This window comes from Bacillus sp. JH7, assembly GCF_001563515.1.
In the GTDB taxonomy this organism is placed as follows: domain Bacteria; phylum Bacillota; class Bacilli; order Bacillales; family Bacillaceae_G; genus Bacillus_A; species Bacillus_A cereus.
Genome location: NZ_LPUS01000001.1, coordinates 2,164,648 through 2,188,823 on the forward strand (window position 1 = coordinate 2,164,648; position 24,176 = coordinate 2,188,823).

Sequence of the window (24,176 nt, forward strand, 5' to 3'; positions counted from 1 at the left end):
GCAATCACTAATTTTTTTGTGTTTTATCTTCAAATTCTATAATGAGTCCTGTTAGAACCGTTACATTACCAATTGATTGGATTTCGTTCCCAATCAATTCAAGGGATATTTCTCCTTGTCCATCAGCTTCCAGACCATTCCCCGTTTCCTGTAATACATTCCCCCATACGTTCAAGTCTTTTCTTAATTCGCTGTTCAATCTTTTTAAAGGTGTACTCCCAATCGCAGCAATAATTGTCCCTACTGCAACAAACCAAGCGCCAACTATCTCCTTAATCGGATCATCCATTCTCAATCTACCCCGTCATTAATTTAGTACTTACAGGATATGAATTGGCACATCTTCATGTTAATGGCCTACTCCTCTCCCTCCTGAATAAAACTCAATATTTTGTCGATACTATACATATATCTAGAGTTACATCCCTGTTTGGAGCAGTTAGTTTTTGCTAGCTGCTCTTTGTATTTTAAATTTTATTTTCACCCCTACTACGGAATTTTCATATGTTATTGTGTAGCCGCATCTTTTGAGTTGTGAGCTCATTCATTTTATTTCTTAAAAACCTTCATGAAGTATCATGTACTAAACACTCTGAGGAATAGCGCTGTTCGAAGGCGCTCTTTTTTTCATCCTAATAATCTTCACAATTCTGTACATACTACTGATAAGCTGCTTTCTTAACAGTGTTTGCAGCCTGGAACCTTTTCTTTGGGAATGGAGCAGTTAGCTTTTGCTAGCTGCTCTTTTTTTCCGTACAGGTACCCATTTACTCTAAAATGAATAAACTATCTTGAACCTTATTTTTCAATCATTTACTGGTTCATGACTTACAAACATAACCCCAATACATGGAATGCTTTTTAAGCGAGCACTCTGGAACAAGTGCTCGTTTTACTTTGGCATTTTTCTACAAAATGAAATTTTTATATACATAAATACCTGACTAAATACCTAAAATAATTAAAAATTTAGGTGGTATTCAATGAAAACAGTACTTACGACCCTTAAATATTTATTAATTACACTTGGAATTACTTGCTTAGTTATTCTAGGTTACATATGGTATTTTCCACATTGATTCAAATAGCATTTTTCTTCAAATTAACAACCATACCTTTGGACACATTTACCAGTATTTTTACCAATAAATTCATGATATGGTTAATTAGTCGAGTACGTCATAACTTGACATTTACCCTTTGAAACCTCGTAAATAAACGGGGTTTCTTTTATTCAAATTAAAATTCTCTCAAAGTTTTTTCATGTTTTAATCAGACAAGCATATATTATTGTATGGGGCACTCCAGTCCATAAGTTCAAACCTTTTAGTCTAGGAACACACTTATATGTGTGCTCTTTTTTATTTACTTTCAAATAACCTCATATCATTCTTTTTACTTTCACTTTAAAGACGATACTTCAATCTTGGCCCCAGTCCTCTAGGGCCTTTTTTATTTCAAATAAGAATTTTGCTTAATTACTACTAACGTTTTAGACTTCCTTGAATACATTAATATCACAAGAAATTCTATATAGTGCTCTGGTCCAGTTACCTTGAGTTTCTTGCAGACCTTGTGTGAAGAATCCGTTTATAACAAACGGGTTCTTTTATTTTGGGTTATAAAATAACGATTTTATTAATATCGTTATTTCTTAATTTAAAGATTCACGTTAAAATAACCTCATATCATTCTTTTTACTTTCACTTTAAAGATGATACTTCAATCTTGGCCCTAGTCCTCTAGGGCCTTTTTTATTTCAAATAAAGATTTTATTTAATCTCGCACCTAAATCAAAAACATACATACAATATTATGGGTATTCTTTTTCAACATTAGTTTTAGTCAGAGCGCCTTTCTCTCCAGGCGCTCTTTATTATTTAATGACAGGCTCCATAATTCCATGTAAGGCATACAATATTAAAAATTTACTCGTGAAAATCTAATTACGATTTTTTAGATTTTCTATATCTCATGAAACATTCACCTACCTTACTAAGGGTGCATATAAGTTACCTCTTATCTTAAAGAGCACTCCTGTAAGTGCTCTTTTTATTTATTACAAAATGAAATTTTTATTCAAAATCCCCCTAATTATCTCTTCCTAATAACACGAAACGCATCCTCAAAACCCTAATAACGTCATATACAAATTATAAAAATTGTACTAATACGCTAATATATAAGCCGTTTCTTTTCGAAAAGTAAACCATAAAATATAATACAGGACCAAGCTTTCTAAAAGTTTGTTCGAGTTAATTTTAGAAAGGAGTGAATTTCAATGGCTATCGTTAAACCTTTTGTGGCTGGTAGAAAATTCACCGGCTTAGCAAGCTCTGGGACAGGTACTGGTGCTACATTTGCAATTGCTGCAACAGCTTTTACAAATGATATAGGGACCAATACAGCATTTCCAGCTTCATATTCTTACTACAACCTCTATATTAATGGCGTTCTCCAAACAGCTGATACCTCAACTATCACTGTTGGCCCTTCTTCTATTACCATTCCTGGTGGAGATGTACTTGATGGAGCAACTCCAATTATCGTAGAATTTATTGTAACTTAGTTATATCTTTATCAAATAAGGTTTTTTCAATTTTTTCACAATTTATATCTATCAGCATATACTAGTATAGAATGATAGGTATTTATACTCACTCTTGGAAAGGGCACTTATTCATAGTGCTCTTTTCACTTTTAATTTTTATTATCAAATAGCGTTTTTATATAAATTTTTTCACCTTTTAATCTGACAAGCATATATTATTGTGTATGACACTCCACAGTTCATACATTCAAACCTTTCAGTCTAGGAGCACGCTTATATGCGTGCTCTCTTTTTTATTTATTTTCAAATAACGATTTTGTCTTACTCCTCAACCAGCTAAAACTGTGCTAAAATTAACCCATAATTTGTAAGGAGGTTTTTTTAATGCTTTCACCATATACATGTATATCTTGTGATCAACCTCTCATACAACAGGATGAACATTCGTTTATTCACTACTGCATTAATCCAAATTGTAAAGAAGCAAAACTGCACTTAGCTCTATTGGAAGAGATGGGGTTGTGAACCCTCTCTCTTTTCCTATTCAAATAAAGATTTTATCTAAATCCATTCACCAATCTCATACTTTGACATACAATAATAGTGCCTTTCTGTATAATGTGAGTTCGTCACTTTCGTTATAATTAGGTATAAGGAGCGCTCTCAATTAGCGCTCTTTTTATTTAAATAAAGATTTTATAAACATCGTTATTTCACTATTAAAAGATTTATGTTAAAATAAATTCATATCAATCTTTTTACTTTCACTTTAAAGATGATACTTCTATCTTGGCCCTAGTTCTCTAGGGCATTTTTTTATTTCAAATAAAGATTTTGTTTAAATTTCATTAACCTTATTGATTCCTTTGCATACATTATTATCACTAGGAATTCCACAGGTAGCTCTGGTCCAGTTACCTTGAATTTCTTGCACACCTTGTGGGAAGAATCCGTTTATAACAAACGGGTTCTTTTATTTTTGGTTATAAAATAACTATTTTATTAAAACTACAATTTCCATATCAGTGACCGACATATAATTAAATTATCCTAACATTTGGGGTGATAATATGCAGGATGCCTTACGATCTAAGGTATTTGTCTTCATAGGAATGCTTGCTTTATATTCATTTACACAAGATTTTAAAAAGCCAGACCTGGAAAGAGATAAATTCTTAATAGCAGTCAAATTTTGGCTCATTATAGGTGTTACATTGATGTTACTCAGTGCTTTCGCGTAACATACATAATAAATTATTCCTCTCTAAACCTAATCAGTTGGCTTTTGCTAACTGTTCTTTTTTTGCAAAATAACGCTTTTATAAAGTAATTGATAGCCCTGCAAGCCTTTTATCATATATATAGAATTTTCTCCATACCGTATACAAAGATGAGATTTCTAGAATATGATGGGAGGTAACATATGACTAACTCAAATATTTATGACTTCATTATGAAATACGCCCGAGGACCCCATTTTCATCAAGAATTCCCCATAATATTATTTTGGAGTCAAAAAAGTGGATGTACATCACTTGCTCATTGGTTTTTTTATCAAATCAACTTGTTTAAGGAAGCTATTAAATATAACCCATTCATCCATAATTATGAGTTCGACATTTACAAAAATTCAGTATACTACTTTACTGGACTTGCTAATGCATTATCCACAAATGAAAAACCGACATATAAACTTGTAAGAAATCCCTATAAAAGGGCAGTAAGTTCATTTCTCTCACTAATTCCTCCACCAAATATTGAACATCCCGAATGGCAGCCAATTAGACAGTTTTTATATCATGATAAAAACTGTAATAAAAAAATCTCCTTTAAACTTTTTTTATATTACTTAAAAGCACATATGAATAATTTAGATGATGTGAACCCCCACTATGTGCAACAATATGTCTAAGATGAAGAAAAGTTTGTTACAAACTATATTCACCTTGAAAATTTCTCTTCTGAAATCTCAAATTTAGAGAATATATACGACTTAAAGAAGTCCCCATTAGATATATTAACTAAGTCATGGCATCATCAAAGTGGGATCACCATTTTTAAAGGTAACTATGCAGATGCTGATATTACTGACCCTCTATTCCCACGACTCCCAACATATGAAAGTTTTTATGACTCCGAAACTATTCAATTAGTTGAAGATATTTTCAAAAAGGATTTCACTGTATACAAATACTCCCTAACTCCCCTCTAAAATATAGGCATTTTTATAATCATAGATTCATAATTATTATAGAGAAACTTAAGCCACCTACTTAAGTTTCCTCATAATACTCCTGCGAATTGAAGTTGGGCACTATTCTAATAGTGCTCTTTTTCTACAAAATTCAAATTTGGTCTTAATATCCGTTATCTTGGCGCTGGTGGTTCACTTCATTCTTTTTGTAATAACCTTGCTCAATCTCTTCAAATGTGATTCCTAATTTCTTACCTAAACCTAAGAACGAGTACAATAATTCCTCATAAAGCTCAATGTCTTGAGTCGCACGAAATTCCGATACAGCTTCATATACATTGTTAAATTGATTTACTAGCGTACTTGCGGTATAGACGTTTGCATTATGCTCTAATAACTTCAGGCTATATTCATTAGGATTAAATCCCATGCCATTCCCTAATGAAGATATAAAATGAAATCCATCTACATACTCCATTAAAATAACTTCTTTTTCACTAGGTCCTTTATTGCTCCAATGCTTAAAGCATCTTGTTTCATTTGCAAGTTCTCCAATTTCAACCTGTAATGCAAGAATCATATTGTAAAATAAATTTTGCCCTTCTAATCCATGCTCCTTAATGATTCTTGTATCTAACACCTTTTGCATTCCGAATATTTTAGTTAAATTCATTTTGCTTTCCCCTTCCTATTTAGCAAATCCCTAATCCTATCGGACGATTTTCAATTAAATACTTATCAGCCTGATCTATTACAAGGAGTGCAACTTCCACTTGGTGCCTTCTTAACGCTTTTGCCATCTTTGGGAAGCTCATGCCCTGACTCCACATTTCACGAAAAAGAATTACATCTCTTTCATCCCAAATGAAGTTAGCTTCTTCTAAAGCAATGTATACCTTCAACCGTGATTCCTTCATCGCTTCATGATTTCTCGCTACACTCATAAGCGAACCTACTTTCTAGTAAAAAATTATTTTATCTTTTCAGTAAACTTAGTATCTACACGATCAACTTTACCGTTTACCCAAACCGCAACTTGCTCACCGAATCCACTCATTGGCGGATTTACTACTGTTACATTTCCGTCCTTCACTATTAAAAGTTTGTTGCTACTAACATCGATTTCTATTTTTTTCATATGTCTCTCTCCTTTTTACTACCGCATGTACTCGACAACATCAGGTTTAAAACCACTTCCTAAATAAACCCGTACCGGAATTATTTCTTTTTTATCCCTTGCTGCCTTACACAATTCTTCAGCTGTATCCCAATTGAAAAACTTATCTACAGCTCTTTGAAATCTCCATATTGCCATTACATACTGTTCAAAAATATCATAGCGATCATCTTGTTTAGTTGTGCGTGGTAATTCATCCGTACACTTTGCATTCGTTGGAACCTGAACGCGTACGTCAGCGTATGTAGTGCGTCCAGTTCCTCTCTTCACATTTGCCTTCATTACATCGAACTCACAAATTGCTGGCTCTACATCAAAAATGTTTAGTTGCTTAGGCATCTGCCAGCCCACTCTTCTGAATAAAATTCAGTAATTCACTTGCCCCTTCCTTGCTTAAAAACATTCGGCCACCTAGCAACTCTATGTTGGTTTCAGAAACTTCACCCGTTACAAAGCATGACTTTTCGTGTTTTCTTAAAACAATGTTTTCCCCTTCAACATGAAAGCCTAACGCTGTACCTTCAGCAATTCCTAAAGTTCTACGTAACTCTATTGGAATTACCACACGCCCTAGCTCGTCCACTTTTCTTGAAACACCTGTGTTTTTCATTCCTTGCTCCCCCTTGTTAACTAACTTTTTGTTGTTGATTCCGTTTCAACTCTTGTTTCATTGATTCAAATTTTATTAACCATGCTTGCCAACGCTTATCGTTTTCTTCTTGCTGCTGTATTGCCACTTCACAATTACAACCTTTTGTTTCAATCACACCTGGATAAGTTTCTTTACGAATAATTCCTGTATCATGACATAATACACACATGCTTATTCCTCCTTATTAGAAACCTAAGTTTGCAAGCCTTTGATCAGCTGTCGCAAATTTCAATACCTTTGAATCACCTAATAAACGACTAACGGTCTTAGCATCGTATTTATTAAAAAGTTGTTTTCCAGTAAAGTTTGTTGTGGTAAATGTACTCATTCCCTGTCTAGCATTTGATACCGCATATAACAGGCGTTGTATGAAATCAGATGCCTGTCTATTTGAATCCGTTGAACCACTTTCTGCCCCAAGATCATCTAACACAACAAAATCAGCTTGTCCAATTAATTGAACGAAATATTGAAGTGTATATTTACTGCTCTTATCATCAAAAGAATCCATAATCATTCTTGTTATTGCTTCTAATTCAACGTACAAGCAACTTTTCATAAGATGATAATTTTCTTCTTCTTGACTGATATCCCAAAAATATTGATTTAATTCATGAAGCATACTGTATGCTAGGAAACTTTTTGCCGTCCCTTGATTTCCTGTAAATACAACTTTTCTAATTTCTCCTTTCTTTAAATCCTCCAAAGTTTCTTCAACAGCTTTCTTGTGACTAATCGTTTCATTACACACGGTTCTGTAATCAGATAATCTTGAAAGAGGAATTTTCTTATTTGTAATAACACTAGCCTTTTCCAGCATGTTGAATTTCTGTAAACGGCTAATCTTCTTATAATGAGCGTTAGCTTGTTCTTCCAAAACCTTATTGTTTTGCTCAACAACACATCTTGGACAAACAGGCTTACCTTGATAAATAATCATTTGAACTGGTTTAATGATTATTTGTCCACCTATTTCATAAGAGTGATTCATACATTGATCAGAATGGTAATTCACCTTCGATTCCAGGGATTCTGCCAGTTTTTTCATTGGTGTTGCCATTTCTATTCGCTCCTTTTTTACCTTTGTTCTTAAACTCTATTTCTGCTGCATTAACATCAGCTAAAGTACGAATGTTTTTATTAACCCACTGTTTTAAAATCCCCTCAGCATAATTCCATTTCTTCTGCTGTTTCAAAGCACGCTCCATAGCTGCTTGTACAAGTTCTTCGCTTGTATCGTCTACCCATTGCGAAATACTTTCGGCTATGAATGAATTTAAAATACCGAAATTATTTTCGTAGAAAGAGAAGATGCTACCACTACTTTGTATATTAGTATTTTGTTTATTAGTACTTAGTTCTTTAGTACTTAGTAGCTTGGGATTTTCCATAAATGGAACTTCCATTTGTGATTTTTCCACTTGTGGATTTTCCATATCTGGATTCTCCACTTGTGGAACTTCATAAATAATTGTCTCCCAGTTAGTAATCTTTCCCTTTTCGTTTTTTACAGGAAACCTTCTAACATAACCGAATTTTTTTAGTTCTTTCATTCCTACTCTTAAACTATCAATTCCATCTTTCGCATGAGTAGATATTTCCTCCATGTAAAACACCCAATCATCTGGTAACGATAAAATGTAAGCCAATATTCCTTTTGCTTTCCAACTTAAACGTTCATCTCGAAGACCTGTATTATTAATGGTTGTGTAATTTTTACTTTTACTAACTCGAAATGTTGCCATTTATTTACCTCCTTGTACAAACCGCCACATATACTTGTCCACTTTTGATAATTCGTTGAATTTCATAATGCGGATAACCAGCCTTGAAATACTGTTCAATCATTTGCTTTAATTCATCCCTGCTCTTTGCTAAGTTCCAAAACTTATTAGGTAATAGCACTTGATATTCAGTTAGATACATCTACTATTTCCCTACTTTTCGTGATATACTTATAACAACTGTTTTTTCTTAAAGGACCCACTGCCATGGGTCTTTTTATTTTGTTTTACGTCACTCCAAGCCCACTGTTTTATTGGTTCATAAGTAATGTAAAGTAACAATGCGCTGCACGCGATAAACATTGCGAATATAACTAACGATGTTGTATCTTCCACTAAATCACCTCCTTTTGTGTTTCAAGCCAAGCTTCTAAATCCTTTTGTAGGAAAAGTAATTTGCGCCCTTCCCTAATCACTGGAAACTGTGGATGACTTGCTAATTCATACATTCTACAAACAGCGATATTGAGATATTCTGCTGCTTCTTTCACCCTCATTACTTTGTTTGGTTGTGATTGTTGTTGGAACTGCGCTAAAGCAGCTTGTATCTCCTCTCGAACAACTTCGCGGATTGATTCTTTAATGATTTGATCTAATCCCATTTATTTTTTCTCCTTCCAAAATTATATTAGCGATGGATAATCATACTAACCTTGGCCGTCATGCTTTTATGTATGATATCTCTTCATTGAAATCTTTCTGTAAAATGTTGCAATAACTGTTTACTGCAAACGCTGATTTTACGTCTCTCCAAGTTGCTGCGAAAAGTTTCTTTCCACCATCATGAACAACTTAATTCCCTTCCATAAAAACAAACTCATTTACTGGATGTTGCAAAACTTGTAATTGGCTCATTTTTTTCACCCCCTTTAGTTTCACCCAATGAAACTTCATATTCAAAATTTTTTTCCTGTTCATTAAATAGAATGTCGGTTTCTTTACCTAAAACATTTGATATTTTTACAGCTACATCATAATAAACTCTTAGATTATAATTTATAATTTTATAGCAGTAAGACTTTGATATACCAACCATATTAGCTAATTCATGATATTTAAGACCAGAATCTTCAAACGCTTTTTGAAGTGCCGTTAGTTGTTTTTGATTTTGCATCTGATCACTCCCTTCTGATGCTTACAAACTCATTATAAGTTTCATAACGTGAAACTTCAAGTGTTTTTAACAAAAAAATTTCAGAGAAGGAAACTTTTTTTACTCTTTACGTTTCTTGCTAGGAAACTTTATAATGTAATTAACGTAATTTACGATATATCGTAAAAAGGGGAGTATTTAAATATGGAAATGAAGGATAGAATTAAACAAATTCGAATAGATAACAAAATGAATCAAGAACAATTCGGAAAAGAAGTGGATTTAACTAAAGGGACTGTTTCAAAGTTTGAAAATGGAAAAGCATTCCCAAGTCGTGAAACCATAGAAAAGATAGCGAAGAGATTTAATGTACCTGTAAATTATTTGTACGGAGAAAATAAAGATGACGACTCTAGTGATGATAAATATAAAAAATTCAAAGAAATCATGGAATGGCTAGAACCGCTGCCAAAGGATAAAGAAGATATGGCGTTAGAACAAATGTTAGCTATCGCTCAAGCTCTTAGCAAACACCATAATAAAACAGAAAAATAGCCCCTTAATTAGGAATGGCTATTTTTTTAATTTCTGCTATATATTCTTCTAATTGATCTGGTGCATATTCTTTCACAGTATCTAAAAATAGGATTACAATTTCCTCTTTCGTCATCCTTAATTCTCCCCTTACATCCTGTTTTATATATTAACCATCTTAAAGTGGAAAGTTTTTGTCGTTTCAGTCAAAATGTTTCCATTCCCTATAAAGCAGAAATGACACTATCAATTTGATAGTGTCATTTCTAATATTATATTAATTACCCGCCTCCTGGGCCTGGATCAATCATATATAAAGTTGTTTTTTGTTCTTTAGCACTTTGCACCTTATCTTTTTCTGTCACCTGAAAAGCTGTGATAGAAAGACAAGCTACAGTAGCAATAGTGAAAACTATTTTCAAAAGCTTATTTTTCAAGCGTTTCACCACCCTTTTTGTATAATTCAATTATAACATTTCAATGCTGTCTTTGGTAGGAATATATAGAAATAATCACCTGATTTAGAAAAACTTTCTATAGACATTTCTAGGTATTTCTTCCCTTCTTCTCCTCCGACCGCAAGCCCCATATAGTACAATTGAAAACTACTAAGATATCCATTTGTATTTTGTAAAGCTTGTAAAATTTTAATCGCTTTTTGATTTTCACCTAGCTTTACATATAAGAATGCTTTTTCAGCATCATCTAGATTTTCTTGGTTAATGGTATGTAAATCTTTTTCATGATATATTCTTAAAAATAATAGTGTATTAAGTACTTTTTCTCTTCTTACTTCTAATTTTTTATTCACTGGAACACCAATTATATTTAATGATTTCTCCATGTACTCTTTAGCATTTTGATAATCAGAGAAAACATAACTTTCTCCAATTTTGCAATATGCTACTGCCTTTGTGCTGACATAGCAATTACTTTGATCATTTATTATTTCAAAACATAATTCACGTGATTCGTCTAAATTATTTTCGTGAAGTGCAACGAAAACTTCCATCTCTTTTATTCTTAATAAAAGAGAATCTCTTAATGTATGACATTTAATTCCCAAGATGTCCGGTAATAATTGCTGAATATGTTCATTGACCATCTTATAATTACCTAAATCAAAAAAAGAGTAAATTGTATTTAAAACAGATATTATTACCAGCTCGTTATCTGAGTATTTTTGATTTTTTCTCATTTTATCAACTTTCTCAAAGAACCTCTTAGGAGTAGTTGTATTTTCACTTCTTTCTCTTAATGTTTTGTATAATGGAACCAAATTTAAATTTATCCTTACAGTTTTTGAATTGCCTTTTTTCTTTTCTTCTTCGCTTTTATTTTTATTAGTTTTAAAACTCATTATTCGTTGAATTACTAGGTCTTGAAGATCATATTCTCCAAACATATCTAACACTTCTAATGCTAATTTCAAATTTTTATGTGATAGTGTAGGTATACACTCTTTGATGCATTCCCTTCTAAAATCAACATTTTTAGGCTTATATAGCTTCAGCGCATCAACCAAGTGCATAAAATCAAATTTACCTTGCTTCTTAAAATAACTATTGACTGTTGTATGCGTTACTTTAAAACGTGTTGCCAATTTACGATTTGTATAACCATTTGATTTTAGACACTCCTGCATGTCATTTAAATCCAATAAAACTTGCACAATCCTTGTCCTCCTTATGGACAAAAAAGACAACGTTACCCTAGATGTCTTATATTTACAGGAAAACGTGCCATTATATCTAGGTTATGTGTTATAATTATGTTTGAGACTTATGACAAGTGTTTTCCCTAGCGCGTTTAGGGAGGACGGTGTAAGGGTGTTGCGAGCACCACTTGCACAGTCGTAGGTCTTTTTCACGTCCGTTTATTTTATTATTTTCATAATATCACATTTTTTCCAAAATTCAGTCGTGTAGTTATCTGATTCTTATTGAGAAAGTTTTAAAATCGTTATATATCAACGTTTCTCAAGGGAGCTTAACGGCTCTTTTTTCTACAATAAAAAAAGAGCCGTTAAGCTCCACCTATGTACTATATGCCTGTTCCAGGGTCTAAACTTATATCCCATCCACCGCCGCCTGGATCATTTGTGAATTTTCTCATAGTCTTACATCCCCCTTTATCTAATTCTATTAATATTTTACTATTATTTAACATTGGATGACAATCATATCCTATAACTGAATTTGTTTATATATGGTAGAATATATCCATCGCTGATATGTCCAAACATGTAATTTTCATAGCAGCAAAATTACAACTAGACTTATACAACATGATTCAAAACAAATGAAGGAGTGTTTTAAGTGAAGGGACATATTCGAAAAAGAGGAAATAAGTATTGTATTGTTATTGATATCGGTCCTGATCCAGAGACAGGAAAAAGAAGACAGAAGTGGTTTTCTGGATATAAGACAAAAAAAGAAGCACAGGCCGATGTAGCAAAGAAAATTACAGAGTTGAATGAAGGAACTTTTATAGAACCATCTAAGGTTACGTTAAAGGATTATCTAAATCATTGGCTAGAAATTAAAAGTATGAGCATAGAAAAGAGTACCTTTGCTGGCTATAGGGCATTTATCAACCAACATGTTATACCTAGTATAGGAATGGTCGCGCTCCATAAATTAAATGTTATGCACATTCAAAAATGCTATAAGACTGCGATAGATAAAGGGATTGCAAGCAATTCTATTCTGCTTATGCATAGAATTTTAAAGAGCGCTTTAAACCTAGCTGTAAAACAAAATATTATGTCTCGAAATCCAGCAGATTTTGCTGAGATACCTAAAAAAGAAAAAACCCCTATCCAGACTTGGACAGAGGAAGAAGTAAAAAAGTTTTTAGCTCATTCACAAGAATCACGATATCACATTGGGTATCTACTTGCAATAACTACAGGTATGCGTCTGGGAGAAGTTCTAGGTTTACGATGGCAGGATATTGATTTTGAAAAACATACCGTTACAATAAATCAAACATCTGGTCATGACAATAAGATCAAAAAAACTGCAAAAACAAATTCGTCAAAACGCACAATTCCTGTACCTAATGAAACAATAGCCGCCTTAAAAAAACATAAAATTTTAATTAATAAAGAGAAATTAAGGTTTGGTTCTGCTTATCTAGATCAAGATTTAATAAATTGTAATGAGTTTGGAAGAATCATAAAAAGAGCACCTTTCAGAAAAGGTTTCATTAGGGCGACACACAAAGTAGGTATAAAAGAAATTAAATTCCATGATTTAAGACATACACACGCAACTTTACTATTGAAACAAGGAGTTAACCCTAAAATCATCAGTGAAAGATTAGGTCATACAGATATTTCAATGACATTAAGTGTCTATTCTCATGTTTTACCGAATATGCAAGAAGAAGCCGTTAAAAACTTTGGTAAAAGCATCTTTGGATAACGTATGTTTGCAAAATGTTTGCAATTCATAAAAATAGGTCAAACAAACGTTGTTATATCAAGGTTTGTTTAACCTATCATCTTATATTCTTGATAAAATCTCCGAATCCCTATTGAAATATTTAATAATGGAGCGTTCTCACCACCGCGGGTTATGCATTGAAATCGATATACATAGGAGAAAAAATCTTGTGTTTTTTCATCTTTTATCGGCTCTGACATCGCCTCACAAATATTTTGTGATCTAAGAGGAGAAAAATAGAATTCTTCTTCATTTGTATTTTCTAAATATATAGGACGCTCACAAAAAATATGTGAGATTAAAGCGGGTATCCACTTAGAATACGTTTCATTATCATGTAGTACTGGCAAATTAGAAATCAAATCGGATTGCCATTCATATTTTGGTGGTTCTACTAATCTATTTGGCTTCCAATCATGAATAATCTCATACCAACTTTGAAAAATATAATCGAGCTGCTCTTGTTTAATAGGTTCTTTTGATACAATCCATGGTGTATTTTCATTTAATACGTACGGATTATGCTGAATAAACAATATATCTGAAAACATATCATACAATCTTTCATTCAAACGTTTCAACTTACTCGTTAATAAAAATGTCTTATAATGTATCTCTACGATGTCCAGCCATTCAATAGGAAAGTATATAAATGATACCTTTTCATTTAAAAGGGGTTCTACTATATTTTCAAATGTTAGCAGCCTTAATTTTTTCATAAAATGATTCCTTCCTTTCTTCAGTTGTCTTGATTATCAAAAAGCTAGAACAATAGTTACTTAATCCAATCCATTTAAATCAAGTATTTAAAAGAAAAGTAAAAACTATTTATCTGAATAAAACATTATTAAATCGACTCTTTTAACAATTAAAAGTAATTATCATATACAGCACCTCATTATATTTATATTTTAATACATTTAAATTATACAATTTATATAATGTATTGTACTTATCATTTACAAAAAATTTACAAAAAACTAAAAAAGAACACCTTAAATCGGCGCTCTCTTTACAAATATTAAGCGTTATGTAATTGAACATATAGATAACAGTAATCCTCCAAATGAAATTGTTCCTAGTAAACCTACTACAAATCCTGTTAAACAAATACAATCAGCAAGACAAATAGAAGACTGCGATAATGGAACGAATGACCTACTTGTACCCGAACCATATTGTTTTATCTTCTCATAATTCATATCTAACATTAAATGTAGACATGTTACACCATCCTCAATAGTATGTACAGATTCTTTTTCTAATCGCTCCAATAATTTACTATCAAAAGCAACTGCTAGAGGGTACTGCTTATCCGATTTCATATTTTGATAAATTAGTTGCAAACGAGATAATATATTATTTTTCTTCTTTTCAGATGTTACTGTACATTTCATATTATTAAATTCATTTAATAACAGTGATAATTCATCTCTTTTTCCGTATAAATCTTTAGCTATTTTTCTCTTTAGTTTATACGAATGGAAAATAGATTTTAGTTCAACCATATTCATACACTTCCTAATTACATAGTATTTACCCTATTATTTTGTAGATAAACAGTACTTTTTAATCTTATTTAAAATACACTTAAGCAACTTATTTTACTATCGATTAACATTACATTAACCTTACACGGTTGTAATAAAATCATTAGCTAGAAGGAAGCAAGGCCCAAACTAGACAGATATTTAATGATAAAACCATAAGAAAAAAACAATGATTAGATTTTAAATCTAGTCATTGCTTTATCCATCACATCTTGATTACATCTATATATCTTATTGTTACTCTTTCACTTGAATCATTGAATATATCCATTAATAATGGCTATATTCTTTGTCGGCACGTACATATAACTAATGTTTTTTAATTGATAAAGTGAAACTTTAATCAGCTCTCACCAATCGGGCTTTTATGGGCAGTCCGCCACCTAACTTCTCTTTGCTCTCGCTGAATTTTTTTGGGGATGTTACTGCCCGCAACTAGCAAGATAGATGTTATCAATATTCATACGTTACAATAGTACCGGTAGTATCAGTAAAACCATCAAAACAGTTAGAGCAACCACCACAGCCGCCACAACCGCCACAGCCTCCGCAACCAAAACAACCGAAGCAACCAATACAACGGAAGCCACCACAACGGAAGCCGCCACAACGACCTCCACCACAACCGCCACAACGACCACAACCGCCACAGCGACGAGCAGCATCTTCAATATAGTAATATGGATATTGGTTTTGCTGGTCCCAATAGACAATATTTCCAGACCGGTAATCATTAAGGCTTAACGCTTGTAGTTCTTGTTGAAACTGATTCATTTTCATAACCTCCGTTTATAAAATACAACCTCATCGATACTTCCCTATATTCCTGTTCGTTACATCTAAGTAGAAATAGCGCTATAAACTAAGTTCAATACGTACACCAACAAAGTATGACTTATCACTAGATGATGCACCTTGTTCATATACCTATTTTTACTATGGGCTCATTTTTATAAAGTGAAACTTTAATCAGTGGGGTTTTGTTCATCCCCTACCTAACTTCTTTGCTTCCGCTGAATTTTGAGGTGGGGGGCTTACTGCCCGGCAAATAGCGGGATAAATAAAAATTAAAAAATATGAATTCTAGCGTCATATCTTCATACTTACTAAGTTCAATTAATTTCTCAACAATTATGATGCCATATCCTATATATTTCCGTCTGCTGCTTAGATTTTTCTGTACTGTAAATGGCTTTCGCTATAACACCTCCAAGTGACCGATTTCTATGACGGTTAAGAAATTCCAACAAAAAAAGCCCTAATTAGGGCTTTTCATTCTATTTCTCCAGCAAATCTCTATATGAAATTGCTAATTGAAAAAAGACACATTTAGATTGATGCGTCTTTTTTTGATGCCTCTTTTGTGAAATCATATAAAGCAATTGCGCCTAAAAGAACAAGTATCCCTTGAGGAACATCTAGCAAAATAGTTTTCCAAATTTCTGGAATTACCCATTTAATATCTGCTGCTGTTTCAAGATATGTTTGGAAATAGCTGATTGTAAAATTAATTATTCCTAAAAATACAAACAACGATAAACCAAATCGAATTAATTTCTTATTTGTAAACATATAACACCTCTCAAAATTCATTGGATATTCCTGCTTTTGCTTCTTTATATTTCCATATCTCTATATCTAATTTTAACACATAAAGAACTCAAAAAAATACGATATGCATATTTGCATATCGTATTAACAACACTCCATGATAATTTAGAAATTCCTGCAAAGAAAAAACAACTCCGTTACAGCTAACAGCTCGGGTTTCTTTTCTTATTTAACTTCATACCACCAACATTTACGTTCTTTGATTGTAAAATAAATGTGACAGAAGTTTATCCAGTTAATGCGTAGACAAGTAAATGAGCTAAATTATCGATATTCTATTTCGCCATTTCCGTAGCACTAATGACTTTACGCAAATTTGACAAGAAAAAATATATAGCTAGGTATGATCCATACCTAGCTATAACATTACTTCTATTCTTTATCCAATTACGTCTTTTACGTCTGTATCCACTGGCCACTTTTCTAATGTATAAGCCATTTCCCAAAATGAATATTCATATTGACTGCTAATAATAAAATGCTGTTTCATACGTTTGCGATCTGCCTCTGTTACTTTTTCAGCGATAGTATCTAAACGTGTAATTTGTTCTTCAACTAGCGTACGGAACCAATCAGATCCATAAGCAGAAATCCATTCGTTATAAATTGGCTCTTCCGGCTGGCACTCTTTTAAGCGTTCGCCAATTTCATAATACAACCAATAGCAAGGTAAAATTGCTGCAATGATATCTCCTAAATGCCCTTCATACCCAGCACGATACATATGTGAAGTATACGCATATGCAGTTGGCGCAGGAATAAAATTATCTTTTTCTTCTTTTGTTATCCCTAATTTCTTCGCAAAATTCTCATGTAAAGATAACTCTGCCTCATATGTATTTTGAGCATGATGTGCCATACGAGCTGTCGTCTCTAATTCAAGAGCTTTCGCAGCTCCTAAAGTTTGTACTCTAGCAAAATGGCTCAAATAATATGAATCTTGAAGCACATAATAACGAAAACTAGCTAAATCTAACGTTCCTTCACCAAGTTTTTTTACAAAAGGATGGTTAAAACTCGCTTCCCAAATTGAATCTACTTCTTTACGTAACGATTGTGAAAAAGTCATTTAAATCCCTCCAATAATGTATAAAATATAAGTATTTATCCACAATTATTAAAGCTGTAAAATAAAAAAACTTTCTTTACAGGCGTAAAGAAAGTGAAATCGACAGTATTTATTTACTCATTAAATAGCAACGTCTTTCCCACTTCCCTACGCTGGCATTAACCAGATCAGGTACTAAGAGTCTCAAAATCACATTTGATCTCAGCCTATAAAAGGCCCCCCTAGTGGATAAATATTTTGTTTTTATAATGTATTCATCATAGCATACTTCGTGAAACTGTCAAAAAATTAGTTATATAATTCCCTTAAAACCCTTCTTCTTTTCTAACTTTTAATGATGTTTCAATAATCATATCTAATAGTTCGCTATAACTAATTCCCGCCGCTTCTGCACTTTTTGGCAATAAACTTGATTGTGTCATCCCTGGTAATGTATTAATTTCCATTACATATGGAATTCCGTCCTTCACCATCATATCAACTCTTGCATAAACACTACATTTTAATGCTTTATAACAAGCAAGTGACGCTTTATTTACACGTTCATTAATTTCTGCTGGAAGTTCGATAACTTCCTCAACTGTACTAGTATCATCATATTTTGCATTGTAGTCAAAGAACTCGGCTGCATGTCGAATTGAAACTATAGGTAACTGTTTTCCATCCAGAATTGAACATGTAATTTCATCACCTTTTATATACTTCTCAATTACTACTTCAGAATCCCATTCGAATACAGTTTCTAGCATTGAGATCAATTCATTTTTATTATAAACGATTTTCACTCCGACACTCGATCCGCCAGAGTTTGGTTTTACTACTAATGGAAATCCTAACTTATCTAACTCATCAAGATTTAGATCCTCCATTTTTGTAAGTTCAATCCAATCTGGTGTTTCTACACCTTCATAACGTAAAATCTTTTTCGAAATATTTTTATCCATACATATACTGCTAGATAACATATTACTTCCGCTATAAGGAATCCCTAAACTCTCCAGTGTTCCTTGAACTGTCCCATCTTCTCCGTATTTTCCGTGTAACGCGAGCAACGCAAAGTCAATGTCTTTCGCTTTTTCAATTAAATCCACTTTTTCATTTAATGTAATTGGAACTATTTCATACTTATTTTTATCTAAATGAGCAATCATTTCATTCCCCGTCATAATTGAAACTTGTTTTTCAGACGATACCCCGCCCATAATAACACCGATTTTCATTTTCTCAACTCCAAATTTCATTTTTTAATGTATCACCAATTATTTTAATTCCCCGAACTATTTCTTCTTCTTTCAAGCGCGAAAACCCTAATCGGAAAGTGTTCGCTCCTTCTCCATCAGAGTAAAAAACATCTCCAGGTGAAAACGTAACGCCTTTCTCATAACACTTTTGTAAAAGTGTGCGGGCATTCATATGCTCTTCTAGTTCTATAAATAAATGAAGTCCACCATCTCCAGTCATTCTTTTGAAATGAATGTACTGGTTACATGCCCCGACAGCTAACTCATATTTTTTCTTATAAACAGATCTTGCCTTTTTTAAATATTTCTCAAAATATCCCTCATGTAAATATTGAAACAGAACAGCTTGATCTAGCGTAGATGTGTGAATCGTTCTTGCTCTTTTTACGCTTTCTAAATAATGAATCAGCTCTTTATCTGCAATAATCCAGCCTACACGTAAACCAGGGAAAAGTACCTTTGAAAAGCTACTAATATAAATCACATTATTGCCAGCTCCCGCAAAAGTTAATAATGGAGCTAAATGTGAACCTGAATAACGTAATTCTTCATTAAATCCGTCCTCTATAATAGGAACGTTGTATTTTGAGAATAACCTCATCAATTCCGTTCTTTTCTCTGAACTCGTAACAATACCGGTTGGATTATGATAAGAAGGAATTAAATAAGCAAAATCAAAATCTTTTTCACGCAAACTTTTTTCAACTTCATTCGTATCAATACCATCCTCATGCATATCAATCCCATGAACTTCAAGTCCATGTAAACGGAAAAGCTTAAGTGCAGCGTGGTGAGTTGGATTCTCACAAATGACACGACCGGATTTTTTTGATAAAGAAGAGAGTACAATATCCAATCCTTCTGTAAATCCATTTGTAATTAGAATATCTTTATTCGAAATGTCTACACCTTTCATTTCCATGTAATGAAGTAAATAATTCATTAACGGTCTATATCCCTTTGCATATCCGTAGTTCAATACGATGTCTCCTTCAATGGACATACGAGTAAGAAAAGCTCTTTTGAAATTTTCAACATCAAATAGCTTCTCATCTGGGGCTATACTATTAAAAACAATCATTCCCTTTTCCCAACGAACACCATGTTTCATTAAATCTAATTCATCCGCTAATGCGGTCACTGTATTAAGTTTATTTTTCCAATCTATTTCAACAGATGAAGTGTTAGATATATCCACCTTCGCAACAAAGTTCCCTTTTCCTTTAACTGCATAAATGAGTCCTTCTTGCTCTAAATCTGCATAAGCAGCGAGTACAGTGTTTCTACTCACACTTAGTAATTCACTTAGTTCCCTTGTTGATGGGATTTTTTGATCCCCGAGCAAATGCCCTTTCATAATCATCTTCTTCAAATAATCTTTCAATTGAATATAAACGGGACGATCTTTAACAACTTTAAAATCCTTAAACAATTCCTTACCCCCTGCAATCATTTTTGCATATTTATTTCATTCTCAAAAGGTCCACGACATATGTATTTTTTATAAAGGGCGGTACGGTCTTACAAATCTTTTCGATATAAGTTAATTACATCTTTTAAAGCTGCAGCTGCAGCGCCTCGTGGATTAGAAGCCCCACCAATTGTAGTAACTTGTCCCATCGTATCTGTAAAGAACGTAATTCCTTTTTCGGTCCCATTTACTTTTGCTAACGGATGATCTTTCTCTATTTCGCACGGTTCAACATTTAAATTCACATTGCCACCCTCATCCTTATATGTTGATGCTATTAATTTAATAATTTTATGTTGTTCCTTAGCATTTCTAATTTGCTGTTTTGTAACGTGCTCGATTCCTTTTATATGTATATCAGTAAGTGTTTTCTCTGTTTCCATTAAGCTGTTTGTCAAAAGTAACAATTTACACGCACTATCTGAACCACTTATATCTAATATAGGGTTTGTCTCAGCAATTCCTTTATCTTGTGCTTCTTTCAATGCTTCTTCAAATGTCATATCTTCCTCATACATTTTCGTAAGAATATAATTAGTTGTTCCATTTAATATTCCTTCTATTTTTTCAATACTGCAACCGGCTAAACTAAATTGTCCGATATCTAGGGTCGGTAATGCAGCGGCTGTTGCACCGCTATATCGAATTCGTACATTTGCGCCTCTTGCTGCTTCATTTATTTCTCTCCAGTTTGTAACGAGCGCCCCTTTAGAAATTGCTACTATATCCATCTGTTTCTCAATCGCTTGTTTCATATATTGTTTCCCTGGATTTCCATCTTTAAGATTTGTAACTGTTGATTCTACCAATACAGTACCACTTATGCTAGTTGTTGCACGTTCCTTCGGATGATACTCTAAATATTTTTCAATTGCAGCGGTACCGCCACCATACATCAATAAATGATGAAGTGATAAGCCGTCTTCATTATGTATTGCAATATTTCTCCCTAATACGCCACTTACAACTAATTGAATCCCATATGTTTCATATATATATGAATATTTTTCATTTAATAATTTTATAAACTCTCTGCCTACTGTTCCGTATCCTGATAATACAACTTGAATTTTCATAATATCCCCCCATATTTTTCTACCAAATCCCTCTTTCAATATAATATAAAGCGCTCTCGAATTCCATCGAGAGCGCTTTATTATTACCTATTTCGGTAAACGTGATAGCTTTTCAGCAATTGTTCTATAAAACTCTTGAATGCTAGAAAAACCTAATGAGTCTGAAACACTTAATCCTACCATATCGAGATGATCCCAATTCGCTTTCGTTTCGATATGATTCCATTTTCCAATCTGTAATGACCCATTATTATTTACAGCAACATTAGAAGATGGTGCAATCATAGAATTCGTATTTACTACACCATCATTTTGCCACCAAGAAGTATCAACTAACGGACGGTTTTCTTCATATCTCGCATAAGAACCTAAGAAAAATGCATTCCCCATCAACACTTTATTCATCGTAATATGCGGTAAATGTAAACCTGTTATAGGTGCTGCTTGTGATGCATGTCCACTATAGGATAAATAATACACATCTGGTTGCGTCTTTACCCAATTATTTAACTCCTTTGCACCATCTGTACTTAAATCCCATTGACTTATATCTTTTGTATTTTTCCAAAGTGAACTATTTAGAATACGATTACTATATTGGAAAAAGGACTCTCCAGCATTTTTCTTTATACCCCATTGATCCAATTTAAAATCATATAATGATAAATTATTGTTTCCTCCAAAGCTTGCAGCTGTAATGAGTAAATCTTTAACGAACGGCAGTAGAAGACTACCATCCGCAAGTGTTGTACCGTTGTGAGGGGTTGCTAATGTTGTAACACTATGAACATATGATTTTCCGCCTTCAAATAGTGGTGATATTTTGATGTCTGGGTGATTTTTCACATAATTCTTTTCTTCAAAACTACCTTCTTTTAATAGCTGTACTAATGTTCTAATCGTTTGTCCACCCATGCTATGTCCAACTAAATGAACTTTATTTGTTTCACTCCAATTCGGCGCAAAACCACTATAAGTTCTGCCAAAACGATTATGTCCATGTTTCTCAGCATGTACGGCACCATAGTCTACTGTCCCACCGCTAATTTGTGCATACAATTCACATGCACGATCCCAGTTACTAGAAACAGGTCCAACAGCTGCGGTATGTACCGTATAACCATTGCGTTTCAAATCTTCCTGTATATCATGAACACCACCCCAATATTTTACGCCAAGCATTTCTTCTCTACCCCATCCAGCAAATCCATTCACCAATATGATTGGATAATTATTTTGTTGCCTCTCTTCAGCGTATGATATTTTCGCTGCGAATGAACATACGGTCACTAATGCGAAAAAACATATTTTTAAAAATAACTTCCCCATACTTTCTCCCCCTAATAAAACGTTTACATTTTTCTTTTTTAAAAAATTAACAGAATACTTTAACAACTTAAACATAATGTAAAGTATTTTATATACGTTGTATATATAGAAAACATATACAAATGTTGATAAATATTAATTCAAGTAAATATTTACTTTTTACAATACAACTTGTAAATCTGTTTATTTGAATTTATAATTAGATATAGTTGCCTCATGTTAAAAAGATTTAAAAACCATAAGAAAACTAATCTCATTGCTTGAAAAGGAGGAAAAAGCATGCAAATCGGATCAAATATTCATACATTATCTCAACCTACTAAAATAACTCCATCTACTCTTGAGCATAATACTATCTCTTCTACTAAACTTGAAAGTAAGAAAATAAATGATCCTATCAAGTTTGATATTCGTTCATCTGAAAAAGAAATGAAACAGCCTGAGCATAAATTTAATGAATTAGATTTATGGAAGATGTTAAAGGATAAAGGTGTTCCTTTATGGATTATACTTGAAATGCTACAAAAGGCTCGTAAAGAAAAAGAAGCACAAAATAATTCAGTTCAAAATTCAAATGGGATTGAGGAAACGAGTGAGACTCGATTAAATGAAGTAATGTAAAGCATAATAATTGATTTGTCTATAAACTAAAAAGAGTTCGAAGCTGATGAAATTTTTATCAACTTCGAACTCTTTTTTAAGGTTTTTCGCCAATCGTTACAAAGTGAAAAGATACTTCTCCTTCCAAACCTTTAATTAACTTTTTTACTTTGACATTTTCATTAACCAATGTATTATCTGTCGACATTTTAGGTTTTTCGTCACCTAGTGATTTTTTCAAATGAAGAAGATGCATTTTCATTTCATTTGCCTTTATTTCTTTATAAACACTATTTTTTGCTACAATCATATACCATTCCGTTGAATATTTACGATTGTTACCTATCCAAGCATCACTATCGTATGTAACAGGAATCTCTTCCTCTCCTATTTTAATACTTTTCATAGTCTTATTGTCTTCACTTGTAAATAATAGCGCCCCTTCTTTGGGGAATTTCGGTAACGTATCTATAATATAATTGGAGCCATTATCTTGTTTTCGAAAAAGTTTTTCTTTAATCAATGCTTGTGCTGTAGATTCATTTAAAATTAAGACATTTCCATTTCCAACTTCCCCTTTTTTCACAGAAAACACTTCATTTTCTTCCGTAATTTCCTGATAACGATTAATAATTGGTGAAATATTATTTTCATCTCCAATAATTAATACACCGTTTGCAGGAAATGGATTTTCCTTTTTAGAACATGCACTAAAACTTATTAATAATAGTATCGTTAACATAAAAATAGTTAAAGTTCTTTTCATCTCGTTTCCTTTCATCATACAGTTCATTT

30 protein-coding genes, 2 pseudogenes and 1 riboswitch are annotated in these 24,176 nt (G+C 32.8%); of the genes and pseudogenes, 6 read left to right on the top strand and 26 right to left on the bottom strand.

Going from position 1 to position 24,176, the window contains the following annotated elements; all coding sequences use genetic code 11:
* Nucleotides 1-7 precede the first annotated feature (7 nt).
* Nucleotides 8-289 (bottom strand): hypothetical protein, encoded by a 282-nt coding sequence (locus AU379_RS10965; RefSeq protein ID WP_061139248.1) that lies wholly within the window; start codon nucleotides 287-289, stop codon nucleotides 8-10.
* Between the two features lie 1,992 nt (nucleotides 290-2,281).
* On the opposite strand from AU379_RS10965, the gene AU379_RS10970 reads away from it, so the two are divergent.
* The 3 genes and pseudogenes from AU379_RS10970 (at nucleotide 2,282) to AU379_RS10975 (ending at nucleotide 4,763) form a co-directional block, all read left to right on the top strand.
* Complete coding sequence (locus AU379_RS10970; protein WP_044585247.1) at nucleotides 2,282-2,569, top strand: DUF4183 domain-containing protein; 288 nt, start codon at nucleotides 2,282-2,284, stop codon at nucleotides 2,567-2,569.
* A gap of 366 nt (nucleotides 2,570-2,935) precedes the next feature.
* The gene (locus AU379_RS30545; protein ID WP_172794110.1) at nucleotides 2,936-3,076 is read left to right on the top strand and encodes a hypothetical protein; all 141 of its coding nucleotides are present in this window, start codon (nucleotides 2,936-2,938) and stop codon (nucleotides 3,074-3,076) included.
* Nucleotides 3,077-3,974: 898 nt separating this feature from the next.
* Nucleotides 3,975-4,763: pseudogene (locus AU379_RS10975) on the top strand (sulfotransferase family 2 domain-containing protein).
* Between the two features lie 145 nt (nucleotides 4,764-4,908).
* Here AU379_RS10975 and AU379_RS10980 read toward each other — a convergent pair.
* The 13 genes and pseudogenes from AU379_RS10980 to AU379_RS11020 all read right to left on the bottom strand — a co-directional run bounded on the left by AU379_RS10980 (nucleotide 4,909) and on the right by AU379_RS11020 (nucleotide 9,472).
* Nucleotides 4,909-5,418, bottom strand: a complete 510-nt coding sequence (locus AU379_RS10980; protein WP_061139249.1) for a dUTP diphosphatase — start codon at nucleotides 5,416-5,418, stop codon at nucleotides 4,909-4,911.
* A 19-nt stretch (nucleotides 5,419-5,437) separates the two neighbouring features.
* Entirely contained in the window at nucleotides 5,438-5,689 is a 252-nt protein-coding gene (locus AU379_RS10985; RefSeq protein ID WP_000109494.1) for a hypothetical protein, read from the bottom strand.
* Between the two features lie 26 nt (nucleotides 5,690-5,715).
* On the bottom strand, nucleotides 5,716-5,883 hold the full coding sequence (locus tag AU379_RS28940; protein WP_000717828.1) for a DUF3954 domain-containing protein: 168 nt from the start codon (nucleotides 5,881-5,883) through the stop codon (nucleotides 5,716-5,718).
* 18 nt (nucleotides 5,884-5,901) lie between these two features.
* Nucleotides 5,902-6,261 (bottom strand): hypothetical protein, encoded by a 360-nt coding sequence (locus AU379_RS10990; RefSeq protein ID WP_001125968.1) that lies wholly within the window; start codon nucleotides 6,259-6,261, stop codon nucleotides 5,902-5,904.
* Nucleotides 6,254-6,532 (bottom strand): AbrB/MazE/SpoVT family DNA-binding domain-containing protein, encoded by a 279-nt coding sequence (locus tag AU379_RS10995; protein WP_000799096.1) that lies wholly within the window; start codon nucleotides 6,530-6,532, stop codon nucleotides 6,254-6,256. Before AU379_RS10995 ends, AU379_RS10990 begins: the two co-directional genes overlap by 8 nt.
* Before the next feature lie 16 nt (nucleotides 6,533-6,548).
* The gene (locus tag AU379_RS11000) at nucleotides 6,549-6,743 is read right to left on the bottom strand and encodes a hypothetical protein (RefSeq protein WP_000337979.1); all 195 of its coding nucleotides are present in this window, start codon (nucleotides 6,741-6,743) and stop codon (nucleotides 6,549-6,551) included.
* Between the two features lie 15 nt (nucleotides 6,744-6,758).
* Nucleotides 6,759-7,634 carry an ATP-binding protein gene (locus tag AU379_RS11005; RefSeq protein ID WP_061139250.1) on the bottom strand — a complete coding sequence of 292 codons (876 nt, stop codon included), beginning with the start codon at nucleotides 7,632-7,634 and terminating at the stop codon, nucleotides 6,759-6,761.
* On the bottom strand, nucleotides 7,573-8,319 hold the full coding sequence (locus AU379_RS11010; protein ID WP_061139251.1) for a DnaD domain protein: 747 nt from the start codon (nucleotides 8,317-8,319) through the stop codon (nucleotides 7,573-7,575). The genes AU379_RS11005 and AU379_RS11010 overlap by 62 nt, the downstream gene beginning before the upstream one ends.
* Before the next feature lie 4 nt (nucleotides 8,320-8,323).
* Nucleotides 8,324-8,500 (bottom strand): hypothetical protein, encoded by a 177-nt coding sequence (locus tag AU379_RS30550; RefSeq protein ID WP_000281548.1) that lies wholly within the window; start codon nucleotides 8,498-8,500, stop codon nucleotides 8,324-8,326.
* Nucleotides 8,501-8,529: 29 nt separating this feature from the next.
* Nucleotides 8,530-8,694, bottom strand: coding sequence for a hypothetical protein (locus AU379_RS30555; RefSeq protein ID WP_000390298.1), 165 nt, complete (start codon nucleotides 8,692-8,694; stop codon nucleotides 8,530-8,532).
* Nucleotides 8,694-8,960 carry a helix-turn-helix domain-containing protein gene (locus AU379_RS11015; protein ID WP_000522024.1) on the bottom strand — a complete coding sequence of 89 codons (267 nt, stop codon included), beginning with the start codon at nucleotides 8,958-8,960 and terminating at the stop codon, nucleotides 8,694-8,696. Before AU379_RS11015 ends, AU379_RS30555 begins: the two co-directional genes overlap by 1 nt.
* 58 nt (nucleotides 8,961-9,018) lie before the next feature.
* Nucleotides 9,019-9,120 (bottom strand): annotated as a pseudogene (locus AU379_RS31130) (ORF6C domain-containing protein); the annotation flags it as partial.
* A gap of 55 nt (nucleotides 9,121-9,175) precedes the next feature.
* Complete coding sequence (locus AU379_RS11020) at nucleotides 9,176-9,472, bottom strand: helix-turn-helix transcriptional regulator (protein ID WP_061139252.1); 297 nt, start codon at nucleotides 9,470-9,472, stop codon at nucleotides 9,176-9,178.
* A gap of 183 nt (nucleotides 9,473-9,655) precedes the next feature.
* On the opposite strand from AU379_RS11020, the gene AU379_RS11025 reads away from it, so the two are divergent.
* Nucleotides 9,656-10,006: a helix-turn-helix transcriptional regulator gene (locus AU379_RS11025; protein WP_000425256.1), complete on the top strand. Its 351-nt coding sequence runs from the start codon at nucleotides 9,656-9,658 to the stop codon at nucleotides 10,004-10,006.
* A gap of 260 nt (nucleotides 10,007-10,266) precedes the next feature.
* On the opposite strand, the gene AU379_RS30260 is transcribed toward AU379_RS11025, so the two are convergent.
* Together AU379_RS30260 and AU379_RS11035 are read right to left on the bottom strand one after the other, a co-directional pair.
* Nucleotides 10,267-10,422 carry a hypothetical protein gene (locus AU379_RS30260; protein ID WP_000791664.1) on the bottom strand — a complete coding sequence of 52 codons (156 nt, stop codon included), beginning with the start codon at nucleotides 10,420-10,422 and terminating at the stop codon, nucleotides 10,267-10,269.
* 26 nt (nucleotides 10,423-10,448) lie between these two features.
* Complete coding sequence (locus tag AU379_RS11035; RefSeq protein WP_061139253.1) at nucleotides 10,449-11,657, bottom strand: AimR family lysis-lysogeny pheromone receptor; 1,209 nt, start codon at nucleotides 11,655-11,657, stop codon at nucleotides 10,449-10,451.
* Between the two features lie 646 nt (nucleotides 11,658-12,303).
* On the opposite strand from AU379_RS11035, the gene AU379_RS11040 reads away from it, so the two are divergent.
* Entirely contained in the window at nucleotides 12,304-13,413 is a 1,110-nt protein-coding gene (locus tag AU379_RS11040) for a tyrosine-type recombinase/integrase (RefSeq protein WP_061139254.1), read from the top strand.
* Nucleotides 13,414-13,481: 68 nt separating this feature from the next.
* Here AU379_RS11040 and AU379_RS11045 read toward each other — a convergent pair whose 3' ends face one another.
* The 9 genes from AU379_RS11045 to AU379_RS11085 form a co-directional block, all read right to left on the bottom strand.
* A complete protein-coding gene (locus AU379_RS11045) occupies nucleotides 13,482-14,153 on the bottom strand; it encodes a DUF3962 domain-containing protein (RefSeq protein WP_061139255.1) in 672 nt (223 codons plus the stop codon).
* 309 nt (nucleotides 14,154-14,462) lie between these two features.
* The gene (locus tag AU379_RS11050; RefSeq protein WP_002063155.1) at nucleotides 14,463-14,948 is read right to left on the bottom strand and encodes a hypothetical protein; all 486 of its coding nucleotides are present in this window, start codon (nucleotides 14,946-14,948) and stop codon (nucleotides 14,463-14,465) included.
* Nucleotides 14,949-15,437: 489 nt separating this feature from the next.
* A complete protein-coding gene (locus AU379_RS11055) occupies nucleotides 15,438-15,758 on the bottom strand; it encodes a heterocycloanthracin/sonorensin family bacteriocin (RefSeq protein WP_001071364.1) in 321 nt (106 codons plus the stop codon).
* Between the two features lie 555 nt (nucleotides 15,759-16,313).
* Nucleotides 16,314-16,577, bottom strand: coding sequence for a DUF3937 family protein (locus tag AU379_RS11060; protein ID WP_002101034.1), 264 nt, complete (start codon nucleotides 16,575-16,577; stop codon nucleotides 16,314-16,316).
* 397 nt (nucleotides 16,578-16,974) lie between these two features.
* Nucleotides 16,975-17,664, bottom strand: coding sequence for a thiaminase II (gene tenA / locus AU379_RS11065; protein ID WP_000144519.1), 690 nt, complete (start codon nucleotides 17,662-17,664; stop codon nucleotides 16,975-16,977).
* 127 nt (nucleotides 17,665-17,791) lie between these two features.
* Nucleotides 17,792-17,897: riboswitch (TPP riboswitch) on the bottom strand.
* A gap of 72 nt (nucleotides 17,898-17,969) precedes the next feature.
* Nucleotides 17,970-18,884: a D-alanine--D-alanine ligase gene (locus AU379_RS11070; RefSeq protein ID WP_002063153.1), complete on the bottom strand. Its 915-nt coding sequence runs from the start codon at nucleotides 18,882-18,884 to the stop codon at nucleotides 17,970-17,972.
* Between the two features lie 4 nt (nucleotides 18,885-18,888).
* Entirely contained in the window at nucleotides 18,889-20,337 is a 1,449-nt protein-coding gene (locus AU379_RS11075) for a PLP-dependent aminotransferase family protein (protein ID WP_000471610.1), read from the bottom strand.
* A gap of 89 nt (nucleotides 20,338-20,426) precedes the next feature.
* Nucleotides 20,427-21,452 carry a homoserine dehydrogenase gene (locus AU379_RS11080; protein ID WP_000701762.1) on the bottom strand — a complete coding sequence of 342 codons (1,026 nt, stop codon included), beginning with the start codon at nucleotides 21,450-21,452 and terminating at the stop codon, nucleotides 20,427-20,429.
* Between the two features lie 87 nt (nucleotides 21,453-21,539).
* A complete protein-coding gene (locus tag AU379_RS11085; protein WP_000517066.1) occupies nucleotides 21,540-22,781 on the bottom strand; it encodes a lipase in 1,242 nt (413 codons plus the stop codon).
* A gap of 279 nt (nucleotides 22,782-23,060) precedes the next feature.
* Here AU379_RS11085 and AU379_RS11090 point away from each other — a divergent pair, with 279 nt between their 5' ends.
* Nucleotides 23,061-23,402, top strand: coding sequence for a DUF3914 domain-containing protein (locus AU379_RS11090; protein ID WP_061139256.1), 342 nt, complete (start codon nucleotides 23,061-23,063; stop codon nucleotides 23,400-23,402).
* Nucleotides 23,403-23,478: 76 nt separating this feature from the next.
* Here the strand turns inward: AU379_RS11090 and AU379_RS11095 are convergent, their stop codons facing one another.
* Nucleotides 23,479-24,165 carry a lipoprotein BA_5634 family protein gene (locus AU379_RS11095; protein WP_000975419.1) on the bottom strand — a complete coding sequence of 229 codons (687 nt, stop codon included), beginning with the start codon at nucleotides 24,163-24,165 and terminating at the stop codon, nucleotides 23,479-23,481.
* Nucleotides 24,166-24,176: the final 11 nt, after the last annotated feature.

Coding starts and splice junctions, on each gene's coding strand:
- AU379_RS10965 (WP_061139248.1), bottom strand. CDS start 289: ATGGATGATCCGATTAAGGAGATAGTTGGCGCTTGGTTTGTTGCAGTA.
- AU379_RS10970 (WP_044585247.1), top strand. CDS start 2,282: ATGGCTATCGTTAAACCTTTTGTGGCTGGTAGAAAATTCACCGGCTTA.
- AU379_RS30545 (WP_172794110.1), top strand. CDS start 2,936: ATGCTTTCACCATATACATGTATATCTTGTGATCAACCTCTCATACAA.
- AU379_RS10980 (WP_061139249.1), bottom strand. CDS start 5,418: ATGAATTTAACTAAAATATTCGGAATGCAAAAGGTGTTAGATACAAGA.
- AU379_RS10985 (WP_000109494.1), bottom strand. CDS start 5,689: ATGAGTGTAGCGAGAAATCATGAAGCGATGAAGGAATCACGGTTGAAG.
- AU379_RS28940 (WP_000717828.1), bottom strand. CDS start 5,883: ATGAAAAAAATAGAAATCGATGTTAGTAGCAACAAACTTTTAATAGTG.
- AU379_RS10990 (WP_001125968.1), bottom strand. CDS start 6,261: ATGCCTAAGCAACTAAACATTTTTGATGTAGAGCCAGCAATTTGTGAG.
- AU379_RS10995 (WP_000799096.1), bottom strand. CDS start 6,532: ATGAAAAACACAGGTGTTTCAAGAAAAGTGGACGAGCTAGGGCGTGTG.
- AU379_RS11000 (WP_000337979.1), bottom strand. CDS start 6,743: ATGTGTGTATTATGTCATGATACAGGAATTATTCGTAAAGAAACTTAT.
- AU379_RS11005 (WP_061139250.1), bottom strand. CDS start 7,634: ATGGCAACACCAATGAAAAAACTGGCAGAATCCCTGGAATCGAAGGTG.
- AU379_RS11010 (WP_061139251.1), bottom strand. CDS start 8,319: ATGGCAACATTTCGAGTTAGTAAAAGTAAAAATTACACAACCATTAAT.
- AU379_RS30550 (WP_000281548.1), bottom strand. CDS start 8,500: ATGTATCTAACTGAATATCAAGTGCTATTACCTAATAAGTTTTGGAAC.
- AU379_RS11015 (WP_000522024.1), bottom strand. CDS start 8,960: ATGGGATTAGATCAAATCATTAAAGAATCAATCCGCGAAGTTGTTCGA.
- AU379_RS11020 (WP_061139252.1), bottom strand. CDS start 9,472: ATGCAAAATCAAAAACAACTAACGGCACTTCAAAAAGCGTTTGAAGAT.
- AU379_RS11025 (WP_000425256.1), top strand. CDS start 9,656: ATGGAAATGAAGGATAGAATTAAACAAATTCGAATAGATAACAAAATG.
- AU379_RS11045 (WP_061139255.1), bottom strand. CDS start 14,153: ATGAAAAAATTAAGGCTGCTAACATTTGAAAATATAGTAGAACCCCTT.
- AU379_RS11050 (WP_002063155.1), bottom strand. CDS start 14,948: ATGAATATGGTTGAACTAAAATCTATTTTCCATTCGTATAAACTAAAG.
- AU379_RS11055 (WP_001071364.1), bottom strand. CDS start 15,758: ATGAATCAGTTTCAACAAGAACTACAAGCGTTAAGCCTTAATGATTAC.
- AU379_RS11060 (WP_002101034.1), bottom strand. CDS start 16,577: ATGAATTTTGAGAGGTGTTATATGTTTACAAATAAGAAATTAATTCGA.
- tenA (WP_000144519.1), bottom strand. CDS start 17,664: ATGACTTTTTCACAATCGTTACGTAAAGAAGTAGATTCAATTTGGGAA.
- AU379_RS11070 (WP_002063153.1), bottom strand. CDS start 18,884: ATGAAAATCGGTGTTATTATGGGCGGGGTATCGTCTGAAAAACAAGTT.
- AU379_RS11080 (WP_000701762.1), bottom strand. CDS start 21,452: ATGAAAATTCAAGTTGTATTATCAGGATACGGAACAGTAGGCAGAGAG.
- AU379_RS11085 (WP_000517066.1), bottom strand. CDS start 22,781: ATGGGGAAGTTATTTTTAAAAATATGTTTTTTCGCATTAGTGACCGTA.
- AU379_RS11090 (WP_061139256.1), top strand. CDS start 23,061: ATGCAAATCGGATCAAATATTCATACATTATCTCAACCTACTAAAATA.
- AU379_RS11095 (WP_000975419.1), bottom strand. CDS start 24,165: ATGATGAAAGGAAACGAGATGAAAAGAACTTTAACTATTTTTATGTTA.